A 13534-nucleotide genomic window follows, 5' to 3' on the forward strand; every position below is an offset into this window, starting at 1 on the left:
CATCGTGAAGGGTGTTGCCGGCATTCCGCTGCGCCTGATGCTCGACTGGCATCTGAGCGATGGCAGAAGCGAGTTCACGAACCGGGAAACGCGGTTGACCGCCGGCGCACGCATGCCGGAGATCAAGGACAATCTCGAAACCCGGCTCTTGCTGTTGCGCCGCCGGCTTGAAGAAAAGCAGGCGCCCATCCGCCTCGCCCGCATCGGCAGGGGCCGCGTCAGGCTGGAGGCGGAAGGACCGCTGTTCCTGGAAGCCGTCGCAGGGGAATCCCCCTAAGCTGAGTGCCGGCGCAATCCTCCGGCGGCGCCTGCGCCAAACGAGCACCACCACTGCCCCACGAGCAAAGCCGTACCATCGTGCGAAGGCCGATCACCAATTCGTGTTCGTCATGCCTGTAACAAGCGGGATCGTCGGCTCGAAAGAGGGATTACGCGGCCGATGACCGGTGCGCGGATATTTGCAAGAGGAGACCATCCATGAACCGTTCCACTCTCACCCTCGCCCTCGCAGGCTCGCTCGCCACTGCGATTTCATCCGCTGCCTTCGCCGCGCCGCTGCCGGCGGAGAAAATGGTGGGCAACGAGAAATGCTATGGCATCGCGCTCAAGGGTCACAATGATTGTGCCGCCGGTGCCGGCACGACCTGCGCCGGGACATCGACGATGGATTATCAGGGGAACGCCTGGAAGGCCGTCCCGGCCGGCACCTGTGTCAGCATGAATGTCAACGGCCACATGGGTAAGCTCGAGCCGACCAAAGGCTGACCCGAAAGCGGAGGCCCGACACCCGGGCCTCCATCTTTTCTGGCCAAATCGGGAGAATTGCGATGACCGCTTCAACAAACCGACCTGTCCTCCTGCCTGCGCGGGCCGGCCTCGGCTTAAAACCCGAGCATTACGACACTATTCTGGCCGATCTGCCGGATGTCGGCTTCTTTGAGGTCCATGCCGAGAACTACATGGGCGCAGGTGGGCCGCCGCATTGCTATCTCCAAGCCATCACGGAACACTATCCGCTGTCGCTGCACGGTGTCGGCTTGTCGATCGGCGCGGCGCGCGGGCTCGACACGGCGCATCTGAATCGACTTCGCAGCTTGATCGACTGCTATCGGCCGCAGAGCTTTTCCGAACATCTGGCCTGGTCGACGCATGAAACGGGATTTCTCAACGATTTGTTGCCGCTACCCTACACGGAAGAAACGCTGGCACGCGTCGTCGACCATGTCGATGAAACGCAACAGGCGCTCGGGCGACAATTGCTGCTGGAAAACCCTTCCACCTATACACTATTCGCCGACAGTACGATCGATGAAGTGGATTTTCTGGGGGCGATCGCGCAGCGGACGGGCTGTGGCCTTCTGCTCGACGTCAACAATGTGATGGTCTCGGCGGTGAACCACCGGCTCGATGCCGCCACCTATATAGATCGTTTTCCGGTCGAGCTCGTCGGCGAGATTCACCTTGCCGGCTACGACGAAACCGTCGACTCCACCGGCGACCGGCTGCTGATTGACGCGCACGCGACGGCCGTGAAGAGCGATGTATTGGCGCTCTACGAACATACCCTCGCGCGCACCGGCGCACTCCCGACGCTGATTGAATGGGACAATAATGTTCCGGATTTCGCCACACTGTATTCAGAGGCGAAACGTGTGGATGCGATGCTCGCCGCCGAAACGTTTCGCCGCGGCGGGCACCGGACCCGGGCGGCGTGACGATGGATTTCCCAACTTGCCAAACCGCCTTCGCCGATGCCTTGCTGCATGCCGAGCGGCCGGTGCCGGACGGCGTGATCAATGCACGCGGCAAGCCCGACGCGGCGCGGTTTGCCGTATACCGCAACAATGTATTCGTCGGGCTGACAAAGGCGCTGGCGCAACGCTTTCCGGTGACGGAGAGGCTCGTCGGTTCGGAATTCTTTGCGGCCATGGCGCGGGCCTACGCCCAGAATCATAAGCCGGCCTCGCCGCTGATCATGGAATATGGCGACGATTTCCCCGACTTCATCACAGCTTTCGAGCCTGCAGGCACGCTTGTCTACCTGCCTGACGTCGCCCGGCTCGAGGCCGCTTGGACGGAGGCTTACCACGCCGCAGACAGCGCGTCTCTCGATCCTGCGGCACTGAGAGCCGTGGCGCCCGAGATTCTTTCGGATTTGCGGCTCGTCCCGCACCCCTCGGCGCACCTGATCCTATCGAATTTTCCGGTTGGTTCGATCTGGAGCGCACATCAAGAGGAGATGGTTTCGCCGGTCTCCGACTGGGGCGGCCAAGCGGTCCTGGTCGTGCGACCGGAGATGTCGGTGAATGTTCATATCCTGCCGCCGCGGGACGCCGTTTTTGCAGCCGCCTTGTTCAATGCCGCCACTCTTGGCGAGGCGGCAGAGGCGGCATTTGCGGCTGCCCCCGAATTCGATTTCGGAACGGCGCTGGTCGGCCTTGCCGGTCTCGGCGCGTTCAGCACCCTTCAACAGTATAAAGGAAACTCCACATGAAAACCGAAATGGTCCCTTCGTACGGCTTTGGTGCTGCCGCTGCCTCCCTCGTCACGCGTGCGGAAGGCCTGCTCGCCTCCGTTCCCAGGTCGCTGCCGCTCTTGGCATTGCGTTTTGCGCTGGCTATTCCCTTCTTCAAGTCGGGGCTGACGAAATGGGACGGCTTCCTGACGCTTTCATCGGGCGCAAGATATCTTTTCGAGCAGGAGTTCAAGCTTCATGTCTTCGGCAGCGCAGTCGCCTACCCGTTTCCTCTGACGATGGCGACGGCCGCCGGAATCGGAGAATTGGCCCTGCCAATTCTGCTGATCCTCGGCCTGGCCACACGCTTCGCTGCTCTCGGTCTGCTTCTGATGACGGCGATCATCCAGCTCACCATCCCGGATGGCTGGGCGAATTTTCACTTGCCCTGGGCGGCAATGGCGCTGGCATTGGTCGTGTTCGGTGGGGGCAAGATCGCGGTTGATCCGTTTGTCTTTGCAGCGCCGCAAATGACGCGGCGGCCACACGCGTCATCTCCCCGAGGCGGCGCTCAGCCGGGATGAAGCCTTGCGCCGGACCGGAAAGATGCTGGCGTAGAACTGTCCGGCGTCAATGGCGTCGGCGGCTGCCACGCTCTCGACCATCTCATGGTCCTGCGATCCTGCCGCAGTGCTGGCATCCAACACGCTAGCGGCCGGTGCTGTGATCAACGTCAGCAATGGAAGGAACTCGAAGCGCAGCCGGAACCGACCAGCGTTTCGATCTCAGCCCCAGCCTGGGCCTTGCCCCGTCCACCGGATTGGCCGGGCCGAGGCGCTCCGGTTTTCGAAGCGAAGTGTCTCCGCCGCTCCCCCGAGCGCGGCGGAGACACGCAGCGCGCCAGCTATGCTGCGGACTGGTCCCGCGCTGCGAAGATGCTCGCCTCTCCTGCGATATCGAGCACTGTGCGGCCCTCGATCGTTCCCGCTTTGAGATCGGCAAAGATATCGTTGATGTTGTCGAGTGGCGCCTTGGAGATTTCGGCGCGAACCTTGCCTTCGATAGCGAAAGCCAGCGCCTCATCGAGATCGCGGCGCGTGCCGACGATCGAGCCGCGTACGGTGATGCGCTTCAGCACGACATCGAAGATCGGTGTCGGGAAGTTGCCCGGCGGCAGGCCGACGAGGCTGACGGTGCCTTTGCGACGCACCATGCCGAGCGCCTGCGAGAAAGCGGGCGGCGAGACGGCGGTGACGAGAACACCATGCGCACCGCCGCTTGTTGCCTTCAGCACCTTCTCGACGGTGTCTTCAGCGCGTGCGTTGAGCGCGAGATCGGCGCCGACCTGGCGGGCAAGGTCGAGTTTGGCGGCAGCGACATCGAGAGCAACCACCTTGAGACCCATCGCTTTGGCATATTGGATCGCAACATGGCCGAGGCCGCCGACGCCCGATATCGCCACCCATTCGCCGGGCCGCGCTTCGGTTTCCTTCAGCCCCTTATAGGTCGTGACACCGGCGCAGAGGATTGGCGCGATCTCCGCGAAATCGACACCGGCAGGAAGGCGGGCGGCGAAAGCGGCCGAGGCAATGACATATTCGGCAAAGCCGCCATTGCAGCTGTAGCCGGTATTGTGCTGGTGTTCGCAGAGGGTTTCCCAACCGGTTTCGCAATATTCGCAGCGCAAGCAGGCATCGTGCAGCCAGGCGACGCCGACGGCGTCGCCTTCCTTGAATTCGGTGACGCCGGGACCGAGAGCAGCAACGACCCCGGCCGCTTCGTGACCGGGAATGAAGGGCGGCAACGGTCTGACCGGCCAATCGCCCTCGGCGGCATGCAGATCGGTATGGCATACTCCGCAGGCAGCGACCTTCACCAGGATTTCACCTGGGCCCGGAACAGGCACTGGCACGCATTCGATTGCGAGCGGCTTGCCGAACTCCCGAACCACTGCCGCCTTCATCATCTTGCTCGTCATGATCTTCGTCCCTTCACGATGATTATCCGGCTCGGATAATGCAGGCATCGCACACTCGCCACATTGACCCATCGCAAAGAGCGGCCCCGTTGACCCAGAGGGAAGGGGGGAGACTGTTCTGGCAGCCATCAATAAGAGAGGCCGGATACGAAACCGGCATGTCTGGAGGCACCACGGGAATGGGAGCGGCCATGAGATGTCTCCTGCACGAAAGTGCCGGCAGCCTGGCGCACATCACCCGGGAAGGCCTTAGCCGGCCTCGTCGAGGGACCTTGCCGCTTCAAGCAGAAGCTGCTTCATTTTCTCGCGAACCGTCTGAGCGCCAATCGCGGCGTCTGCGCTTCCAAAAAGCTGAACCGCTCTCGGTAACGCAGGCGCAGCGCCTGTAGGCAATCAAAACAGAAGGAGCGATGCCAGAGACAGAATGAGCGCGGGGAACATGACGACGGTTCCGAGTTTTAGAAACGTCCAGGCGCCGATATGCAGGCCTTCGCGGCGCAGCGCAGACAGCCACAAGATCGTTGCCAGCGACCCCGTCACCGACAGATTGGGGCCGAGATCGACGCCGATCAGCACGGCGCCGGCGATCTTGTCGGAGACGCCGGCCGCCTGAACCACGCTGCCGGCAAGCAGTCCGGCGGGAAGATTGTTCACGAGGTTGCAGATCACGCCGACGAGAAGGCCCGCCACGCCGATCGCCTGCGATTGCGAGGACGAGGCAAGCGCAGCCAGCTGATCAGAGAGAATGTTCGTCAGGCCGGTGTGATCGAGAGATTCGACGATGACGAATAGGCCGGCGACCAGCGGCAGAACGCTCCAACTGATGCCCTTCATCGTCTCGGCCGGGCTTTGCCGCGTGAGCATCAGAACGATCGCGGTGGTGATCGTGCCTGCAACAAAGGTCGGCACGCCGAGATCGACATGCATCGCCGACGCCGCGATAAGAATAATGGCCGTCAGCAGGATTCCCCATCCCGCCAGCCGGGCGCTGTGGGAGAGGGGCGCCCGTTGCGTGTCCGCGGCAAGAGTGTCTTCTGCGAGGGCGCTGCGCTGCGTCCAGTAGAGGCAGAGGAACGTGGCGACGATCGAAATGATCGACGGCAGCATGAATGTCGACAGCCAACGGGACAGCGGCGGCATGTCACCGCCGGCAAAGATCACCAGATTGGCCGGATTGGAAATTGGCAGAACGAAGCTTGCGGCATTGGCGATGAAGGCGCAGATCAACAGATATGGCATCGGGTCCTTCACCCGCGCCGTCCGGCAGGCGGCATAGACGGCCGGTGTCAGCACCACGGCTGTCGCATCGTTGGAAAGAAAGACGGTGACAACCACGCCGACAAGATAGACCAGCACGAAGAGACGCCGAGGTGATCCTTTGGCGTAGGCGATTGCAATGGCGGCGATCCAGTCGAACAGGCCTTCGCGCCGGGCAAGTTCCGACAGCAGCATCATGCCGATCAAAAAGAGATAAACGTCGCCGCCCTTGGCGACGCCTGCCAAGGCATCATGGGGGCCGAGCAGGCGGAAGGCGAGCAGGAGCAGGGCGCCGAAGACGGCCCAGATCGCTTCCGGCCACCGAAAGGGACGGACGACGACGCCCATCGCAGTGAGGCCGGCGATCCCCCAGGTCATGGCATGTTCAATCATTTGCAATCGCGTTCGGTTGGGGCGCGGCAGAACAGCCGCCAAGGTTGATGCAAGAGCTTTTCGGGATCGAATACATGTTTGGTCGGGCAGTGACAAATCCGATTATCTTGAAAAGCCGCTAATACCAGAAGCAGCAGCTCAATCGGCCAACGGAACAATCACAGCAGGATCTGGTTTAACTCGCACCACGTATCTCCGGCGGAGGTGACGATGTGGGCAGTTCTGATTGGCGCCGCTCTCATAATTGGCGGCCTTGTTTTTCTCTTGCGGCCGACGCTTCGTCGAAAGCCGAGTGATCCGCACCTGATGCCGCAAGGCGGCGCCACGCTCGAACCGCGGCGCCAAGGGCTGAGATTTCTCAGCTTGGCGCGGAACTGGCCGGCCCTGGTTGTCATCGCGGTCGGTGCGGTTTTTCTGGTTTTCGGGAGCTACTGGTGACAGACACAGTGTTGGCCCACTCCGCAGCGCATCGCTCCCATCAAGATTCCCGGTTTGCCGCCGACGCCTTGAGAAGGCCTGCAGCCAAGGCGCCGAAGGCCTCGACAGCTTTCGGCAGCACATCCTGCGGCTCGTCACTGGCAGCGATCCAGAGGGCGGCATTGAGCGCGGCACCGTTGAGCAGCCGGGCGGCTGCTTCCGCGTCGACCGGCTTGAGGGCGTCCTGCGCGATAAGGCGATCGATTGTCTGCCTGGTTGCCTGAAGGCAGCTGCTCTGGCTCGGCCATTGTGACGGATCACCCAATACGGCAGGCCCGTCGAGCAGAACGATGCGTTGGACCTCCGGATCAAGCGCCATTTCGATATAAGCCGCGCCCTCTGCGAGCAGACCTTGCCAGTCATCACCCGCACGGGCGCCGATCTCCTGGGCGCGGGACGCCATTTCCGTGTCGATCTGATCGACGACTGCCGCAAGCAGCCCGCGCTTGTCTCCGAAGTTGTGGTACAGCGCTCCGCGCGTCAGGCCTACCTCTGCGGTCAGCTCATCCATCGACGCGGCCGCGTATCCCTTCTCGGCAAAAGCCTTTCGCCCGGCCGCGATCAGCTTCATACGATTTTCCTCCATCGTCTCGCTGCGCCGTTTGACCATCTCGTCTCCAAATTTTGGTATACGTTCCGTATATGAACTTGACATACGGCCCGTATGCAGGCATTTCATATACGCACCGTATATCAGATAACGCGGCGGGCTGTGAAGCTCCTTAGACGGCCTGCTGCTCATTGGTGTTCCATCAACGACAAGGATCGACAAATGACCCAACGCGAAGCAATCTTTCCCGCAGGCAGGAATGCCCTTTACGAAAAACACGGCTATTCGGCCGCCATCCGAACTGGCGATCTTCTGTTCGTCTCCGGCCAGGTCGGCAGCCGTTCCGATGGTACGCCTGAACCCGACTTTGAACGCCAGGTTCGGCTGGCTTTCGAGAACCTGAAGGCAACGCTGGATGCTGCAGGCTGCGGCCTCGACGACATCGTCGATGTAACGACGTTCCATACGGACCCCGAAAACCAGTTTGAAACAATCCTGGCCATCAAGCAGGAGCTTTTCAGCAAGCCACCCTATCCGAACTGGACGGCGATCGGCGTGAACTGGCTGGCCGGCTTCGATTTCGAGATCAAGGTCATTGCCCGCATCCCTTCCACCGCCCGATTTTAGGATGATGCCAGGCATCCCGTTCGGGCTGCATGGTTGGGCTGTGACAATAGACGGGTGCCGGACGATGCAATCATCGTTCGACTCGCGACCTATCGGGGGAAGAGCTCCGGGATGATCCTGCGGGCGCGATCGCGCAAAAACACCGCCTCTCGCTCGTCGACAAAGCGGTAAGGCCATCTCAGCCTGGTCGTGACCGGGCCCCAGTTGCCGATCACAGCGAGCAGTTTGTCGAGGGCGGCATTTGAATAGCCGCGGTCACGGCGAAACGGGACGATGTGATTGTCCATGAAGGCGCAGATGCGGCTTTCGATGTTGAGCGCCGCCTCGAGATCCCTGCGCATCAGCTCTGTCCAGGCCTGCGCGCCGCGGGGATGGAGACAGGCAACGTTCGAAAACGCCCCGGCGGCCACGCCCTGCTTCATGCCGGTTGCGAGATGGTGGCCTGGAATGAACAGCGAAAATTCGGGAAGGTGTGCTCGCGCCTGCGAAAACCAGGCATCGTCTCCATCGGCGACCTTCATCCCGACCACTGACGGGCAGGGGCCGCAAACCTCGCTGAGCTCGGCTGGCGACAGGACACGTTTCGCATGCGGCGGATTGTAGAGGATGAGCGGGATTCCTTGGGCGACGTCTGATGCCCGTTTCAGGAAATCGATGGCTTCGAGATTGGTGAGCGGCCACCAGTCGGGGAGGATTACCTGAAGCGCCAATGGCTTATGAACGGTTGCACGGCGCAGCCGATCGAGCATGATCATCGGATCGGGCTGGCAGGCGCCGATGACGAACGGCATTCCGGCCGCGCGGCAACGCGAGACCAGCACGTCCTGAATTCGCTCGTACTCCGCTTCGCTCTGGTTGTGGAATTCTCCCGCCGTGCCGTTCGAATAGATGCCGTCGACCCCGGCGGCGATCAGTATGTCAATTTCCTCGGCGAGCTTTTCGAAATCGATGCTGTCGTCGTCGGCGATGGGCAGCAGCAGGCTTGCCCAGTTGCCCGCGATCGGGTGGCGGCGGGTCGTGGTGGTCATCGCACGTCCTTCAATTCAGGTCATCACGGATGCAGGCCTTGAAATGACCGGGCTTCATTTCGCGCAGCTCCGGCACGGTCTCGCCACAGGCGGGCAGAGCGTTTGGACAGCGCGTGCGGAAGACGCAACCGCTCGGCGGATTGGCGGGGTTCGGAATATCGCCCTTCAGGATCTGGCGATCGCGCGGCGCATCGGGATCGGGCGAGGGGATCGCGGAGAGAAGCGCCCGCGTATAGGGATGCAGCGGCCTGGCATAAAGCGCGGCACTGGGCGCGATTTCCATGATCCGGCCGAGATAGAGCACGATCACCCGGTCGCAGATATATTCGACCACGGCGAGGTCGTGACTGATGAACAGCATGGCCAGATCAAGGCGCTGCTGCAGGTCGCGCAGAAGATTGATCACCTGCGCCTGGATCGAAACATCGAGCGCCGAGACCGGCTCGTCGGCGACGATGAATTCGGGCGCGAGCGTCAGCGCGCGCGCGATGCCGATCCGCTGCCGCTGGCCGCCCGAGAATTCGTGGGCATACCGGTTGACGGCGTCCGGCGGAAGATCGACCTGTTCGAGCGCCTCGCGGGCACGTTCTAATCTCTCTCTTGCCGTCCCCAAGCCCTGGATCCTCAGCCCCTCGGTCAGGATTTCGCCGATTGTCATGCGCGGCGACAGGCTCGCGAACGGGTCTTGGAAAATATATTGCATCCGGGGCCGCAGACGCCGCATTTCGGATGAGGACAAGGCGGTGAGTTCGGTACCGTCGAAGCGGACGCTGCCGGCCGACGGTTCGACCAGCCGCAGGACCGATCGGCCGATCGTGGTCTTGCCGCTGCCGGATTCGCCGACCAGCCCGACCACCTCGCCCTTGCCGATATCGAAGGATATGGCCTGCAGGATGGTCAGCCTGGTTCCGCGGGACGTATAGTGCTTGCCGAGATCGCGGACGGAGAGAAGGGGCTCGCTCATCTGATCTCCTGCCAGCGAATGCAGCGGCTCTGGTGGCGCGGATTGACCTCGGCCAGCGGTGGCACCGCCGGGCGGCAGGAGTCGATGGCAAATTTGCAGCGTGGCTGGAAAGCGCAGCCGGCCGGCATGTTCATCAGGCTCGGCACGACGCCGGGAATGGCCGCCAACCTTTCGCCCGCCTGCTTCATCCGGCTCGCATCGCCGAGTTTCGGCATCGAGGCCAGGAGGCCGATCGTATAGGGATGTCTCGGATTGCGGAAAACCTCGGCCACCGGCCCGGTCTCGACGATCCGGCCGGCATACATCACCGCCACCCGATGCGCGATTTCGGCGACGACGCCGAGATTATGGGTGACGAAGAGCATGGCCATGCCGCGTTCGCGTTGCAGCGTCTGCAGAAGGGCTAGAATCTGCGCCTGGATAGTGACGTCGAGCGCCGTCGTCGGCTCGTCGGCGATCAGCAGCGTCGGGTCGCAGGCAAGGGCCATGGCGATCGTGGCGCGCTGGCGCATGCCGCCGGAGAGCTCGTGCGGATATTGACCGGCGCGGCGCCCGGCATCGGGAATGCCGACGCTGTCGAGAAGGGCGACGGCCACATCCATGGCGGCCTTCCGGGCCGCCCGGCGATGGATGCGGATTGGCTCCGAAATCTGGTCGCCGATCGTGTAGACCGGGTTGAGGCTCGACATCGGCTCCTGAAAGACCATGCCGATGTCATTGCCGCGAATGGCACGCATGTCCTCTTCGATGAGCGCGACAAGATCGCTGACCGTACCGTTCTTGCGCTTCAAATGGATGCTGCCGGCGGCGATCGCACCAATATTGCGGGTCAGAAGCCGCATGACCGAAAGGCTGGTGACCGATTTGCCTGAACCGGACTCGCCGACAAGCGCAAGCGTCTCGCCGGCAGTCACCGTCAGATCGATGCCGTTCACCGCCGTCACTTCGCCCGAGCGGATACGGAAGACGGTCCGCAGCCCTTTGACGTCGAGAATGGTGTCGGCGGTCTGTTGCATGGCATCCATCAGGAAAGCAGGCCGGTCGCGCGCAGGATTTCGTCGATCCTAGTCGTTTCAGTCTCGTCGAGAGCCGCCCTCGGACGCGGCATCAGCGCCGTGTCGATGATGCCGAGGCTCTTCATCGCCGCCTTGAAGGCGCCGATGCCGGCGGCGCCGCCGCTGACGCGGCCCGCCCCGACTGAGACGATCTCGAAGAGCCGGCAGAGGCGCTCCTGCTCCTTGCGGGCCGCGACCCAGTCGCCACGCTGGGCGGCGTTCCAGAGCCTGACGTAGCCATGCGGATCGACATTGGCGATGCCGGGCACGACGCCATGGGCGCCCATCTGCAGTGCCGTGTCGACGACGATTTCGGAGCCCGTCATCAGGAAGACCTCGTTGTTGCCGGCGAGATCGAGCAGCACGTAACGGAAGTTGCCGTCGTCGCCGCTCGAATCCTTGATGCCGACGATCGTTCCCTCCTTCGCCAGCGTCACGCTGGTCTGGCGCTGCAGTTTCACATGCACGCAGACGGGAATGTCGTAGGCGATCAGCGGCACGTCGACGGCATCGCGGATATAGCGGAAGTGATCGATGATCTCGGACTGGCTGGTGACGGTGTAGAACGGCGCCGTGACGACAACCGCGTCGGCGCCGGCCGACTTCGCGATCCTGGCATGGTTGATGACCCTGTCGGTGGTTGGGTCGATGACGCCGACGATCAGCGGTACGCGACCATTGATGACTTTGGCCGAGTGCTCGATGATTTCCTTCCGGGTCCTTTCGTCGTGGAAGATCACCTCGCTGGTCGAGCCGAGCACGAACAGGCCATGGCATCCGGCCTCGATCAGGTTTTCGAGCACCCGTGTGTAGGACGGGTAATCGACCGTGTAATCCTTGTTCAGCGGGGTTATGACGGGAGGAACGACACCCTTGAATTTGCTCATTTTCGCTTTCTTTCGATCGTCAGTTTAGTTCGGTGCGAGGGTCGAAGGCATCACGAAGACCATCGCCAATGAAGTTGATTGCAAGGACGGCAAGCACCAGGAATCCGCCGGGAAACAGCCATTGCCAGGGATATTGTTCGAGCACGGCGGTAGAGCGGGCAGCATTCAGCATGTTGCCCCAGCTTGCCGCCGGTGGCGCAATGCCGAGACCGAGGAAGGAAAGGCCGGCCTCGAGCAGGATGGCATTGGCGATCTGCAGCGTCGCGAAGACGACGAGGATGTCGATCGAGTTCGGCAGGCCGTGGCGGAAGAGGAGATGCGGCAGACCCGCCCCCATGCCTCTCGCGGCCATCACGAAGTCACGTTCGCGAAGTTCGAGCAGCCGCGAGCGCACCATGCGCGCCAGCAGAGGCCAGGAGAGAAGTGAGATGACAAAGACCGTCGGCCAGATGCCGGTGCCGGCGATCGAGGCGAGCACCAGCAGGAAGATGACCGGCGGCAGCGTCATGACGAGATCGACGAACCGCATCGTGACCGCATCTGCAAAGCGGCCGGCAAGCGCCGAGACGGCGCCAACCAGGAAACCGATGATGGCGGACATGACGGTCGAGGTGAGGGCCACCAGCAGCGAAATGCGACCGCCGTCCAGGACCCGGGCAAGGATGTCGCGGCCGACCCCGTCAGTGCCGAACCAGTGTCCCGGCCCCGGCTGCGCATTCATTGCCATGAGATCGATGTCGTTGGGTTTGAAGCTCCACCACAGCGGATAGGAAAGGATTGCGACGATCATCAGCGCGATCATGCCGAGGCCGAGCAGCGCGGTCCGGTTGAGCAGAAAGCGATGCAAGGAGCGTATGATCGGGCCCGGGCTGCGGGCAGGGCTTCGTGCCAGCATCGCTCACCCCACCTTGATCCGCGGATCGACCACCGCATAGGCTAGATCGGTCAGAAGATTGACGACGATGACGCAGGCACCGATCACCAGCGTCGAACCCATGATGACCGGATAGTCGCGGCCCTCCACCGCATCGACCATGAGCAGGCCCATGCCGGGCCAGTTGAAGACGCTTTCGATGAAGATCGCGCCACCGATCGCAAGGCCGATGGTCGAGCCGATCAGCGTAATGACGGGAAGCAGCGCGTTGCGCAGGGCGTGCTTGGTGATGACCCAGAATTCGAAGACGCCTTTGGCGCGCGCGGTACGCACATAATCCTGGCTCAGAACCTCCAGCATGGAAGCGCGCATATAGCGCATGATCAGCGCTGTCTGGGCGACGGCCAGCAATGTCGCGGGCAGGATCAGGTGATGGAGAAGGTCGGCGATGGAGAATTCCTGGCCTGGCGTCAGCATGCCGCCCGAGGGCATCCAGTTGAAATAGACCGAAAAGAGATAGAGGCCGACAAGAGCGCTGAGGAAGGGTGGACTTGAAATACCGGTGACGGCGAAGACTGACAGGGACAGGTCCGCGACGGAATTGCGGCGAACCGCGCTGATGACGCCGGTGGCGATCCCCGCAACGATCGCGATCGCAATCGCCGATCCCATCAAGAGCACTGTCGGGCCGACGCGCGAGAGCACGAGGCCGAGCACTGGCTGGTCCGGCCGCTTGATCGAATAGCCGAGATTTCCCGTCAGCGCCTGCCGCAGCCAGCCAAGATACTGCACCGGCAGCGGCTGATCGAGTCCGAGCGTGGCGCGCAGCTCGGCAAGATCCGACGACGACATCGGAATATTGGGATCGATATAGGCGTCGATCGGATCGCCGGGCGTGAGGCGCAGCATGGCGAAGATCAGCACGCTCAAGGCAAGCAGCATGCCCACTCCGATCAGCAGGCGCCGGAGACTGTATCTCAGCATGAATT

16 protein-coding genes are annotated in these 13534 nt (G+C 62.4%); 7 read left to right on the forward strand and 9 right to left on the reverse strand.

Annotated features, from left to right (window positions below; translation table 11 throughout):
- Positions 1 to 4 precede the first annotated feature (4 nt).
- The 5 genes from HJC04_RS09950 (at position 5) to HJC04_RS09970 (ending at position 3039) form a co-directional block, all read left to right on the forward strand.
- On the forward strand, positions 5 to 277 hold the full coding sequence (locus tag HJC04_RS09950) for a hypothetical protein (RefSeq protein WP_259668837.1): 273 nt from the start codon (positions 5 to 7) through the stop codon (positions 275 to 277).
- Between the two features lie 200 nt (positions 278 to 477).
- Positions 478 to 765 (forward strand): DUF2282 domain-containing protein, encoded by a 288-nt coding sequence (locus HJC04_RS09955; protein ID WP_210629265.1) that lies wholly within the window; start codon positions 478 to 480, stop codon positions 763 to 765.
- A gap of 62 nt (positions 766 to 827) precedes the next feature.
- Complete coding sequence (locus HJC04_RS09960) at positions 828 to 1715, forward strand: DUF692 domain-containing protein (protein WP_210629264.1); 888 nt, start codon at positions 828 to 830, stop codon at positions 1713 to 1715.
- Positions 1716 to 1717: 2 nt separating this feature from the next.
- Positions 1718 to 2494 carry a DUF2063 domain-containing protein gene (locus tag HJC04_RS09965; RefSeq protein ID WP_221102922.1) on the forward strand — a complete coding sequence of 259 codons (777 nt, stop codon included), beginning with the start codon at positions 1718 to 1720 and terminating at the stop codon, positions 2492 to 2494.
- Positions 2491 to 3039 (forward strand): DoxX family protein, encoded by a 549-nt coding sequence (locus tag HJC04_RS09970; protein ID WP_259668838.1) that lies wholly within the window; start codon positions 2491 to 2493, stop codon positions 3037 to 3039. The genes HJC04_RS09965 and HJC04_RS09970 overlap by 4 nt, the downstream gene beginning before the upstream one ends.
- A gap of 320 nt (positions 3040 to 3359) precedes the next feature.
- Here HJC04_RS09970 and adhP read toward each other — a convergent pair whose 3' ends face one another.
- Together adhP and HJC04_RS09980 are read right to left on the reverse strand one after the other, a co-directional pair.
- Positions 3360 to 4433 carry an alcohol dehydrogenase AdhP gene (gene adhP, locus HJC04_RS09975; protein ID WP_210629262.1) on the reverse strand — a complete coding sequence of 358 codons (1074 nt, stop codon included), beginning with the start codon at positions 4431 to 4433 and terminating at the stop codon, positions 3360 to 3362.
- A 393-nt stretch (positions 4434 to 4826) separates the two neighbouring features.
- A complete protein-coding gene (locus HJC04_RS09980; protein ID WP_221145953.1) occupies positions 4827 to 6083 on the reverse strand; it encodes an arsenic transporter in 1257 nt (418 codons plus the stop codon).
- A gap of 210 nt (positions 6084 to 6293) precedes the next feature.
- Between HJC04_RS09980 and HJC04_RS09985 the strand changes: the two genes are divergently transcribed.
- On the forward strand, positions 6294 to 6521 hold the full coding sequence (locus tag HJC04_RS09985; RefSeq protein WP_184457179.1) for a hypothetical protein: 228 nt from the start codon (positions 6294 to 6296) through the stop codon (positions 6519 to 6521).
- Between the two features lie 40 nt (positions 6522 to 6561).
- Here HJC04_RS09985 and HJC04_RS09990 read toward each other — a convergent pair whose 3' ends face one another.
- Positions 6562 to 7170, reverse strand: coding sequence for a TetR/AcrR family transcriptional regulator (locus HJC04_RS09990; RefSeq protein ID WP_210629260.1), 609 nt, complete (start codon positions 7168 to 7170; stop codon positions 6562 to 6564).
- A 162-nt stretch (positions 7171 to 7332) separates the two neighbouring features.
- On the opposite strand from HJC04_RS09990, the gene HJC04_RS09995 reads away from it, so the two are divergent.
- Positions 7333 to 7737, forward strand: coding sequence for a RidA family protein (locus HJC04_RS09995; protein ID WP_221145955.1), 405 nt, complete (start codon positions 7333 to 7335; stop codon positions 7735 to 7737).
- A gap of 89 nt (positions 7738 to 7826) precedes the next feature.
- On the opposite strand, the gene HJC04_RS10000 is transcribed toward HJC04_RS09995, so the two are convergent.
- From HJC04_RS10000 to HJC04_RS10025, 6 genes are read right to left on the reverse strand one after another with little or no spacing between them, the layout of a single operon-like run.
- Positions 7827 to 8765 (reverse strand): dihydrodipicolinate synthase family protein, encoded by a 939-nt coding sequence (locus HJC04_RS10000; protein WP_221145957.1) that lies wholly within the window; start codon positions 8763 to 8765, stop codon positions 7827 to 7829.
- A 10-nt stretch (positions 8766 to 8775) separates the two neighbouring features.
- Entirely contained in the window at positions 8776 to 9729 is a 954-nt protein-coding gene (locus tag HJC04_RS10005; RefSeq protein WP_221145959.1) for an ABC transporter ATP-binding protein, read from the reverse strand.
- The gene (locus HJC04_RS10010) at positions 9726 to 10745 is read right to left on the reverse strand and encodes an ABC transporter ATP-binding protein (RefSeq protein WP_210629256.1); all 1020 of its coding nucleotides are present in this window, start codon (positions 10743 to 10745) and stop codon (positions 9726 to 9728) included. The genes HJC04_RS10005 and HJC04_RS10010 overlap by 4 nt, the downstream gene beginning before the upstream one ends.
- 8 nt (positions 10746 to 10753) lie before the next feature.
- Positions 10754 to 11671 (reverse strand): dihydrodipicolinate synthase family protein, encoded by a 918-nt coding sequence (locus tag HJC04_RS10015; RefSeq protein WP_221145962.1) that lies wholly within the window; start codon positions 11669 to 11671, stop codon positions 10754 to 10756.
- A 19-nt stretch (positions 11672 to 11690) separates the two neighbouring features.
- Positions 11691 to 12566, reverse strand: a complete 876-nt coding sequence (locus HJC04_RS10020) for an ABC transporter permease (RefSeq protein WP_210629254.1) — start codon at positions 12564 to 12566, stop codon at positions 11691 to 11693.
- Between the two features lie 3 nt (positions 12567 to 12569).
- Positions 12570 to 13529 (reverse strand): ABC transporter permease, encoded by a 960-nt coding sequence (locus HJC04_RS10025; RefSeq protein WP_210629253.1) that lies wholly within the window; start codon positions 13527 to 13529, stop codon positions 12570 to 12572.
- Positions 13530 to 13534: the final 5 nt, after the last annotated feature.

It is taken from the genome of Rhizobium sp. NLR8a, assembly GCF_019685235.1.
Taxonomy (GTDB): domain Bacteria; phylum Pseudomonadota; class Alphaproteobacteria; order Rhizobiales; family Rhizobiaceae; genus Rhizobium.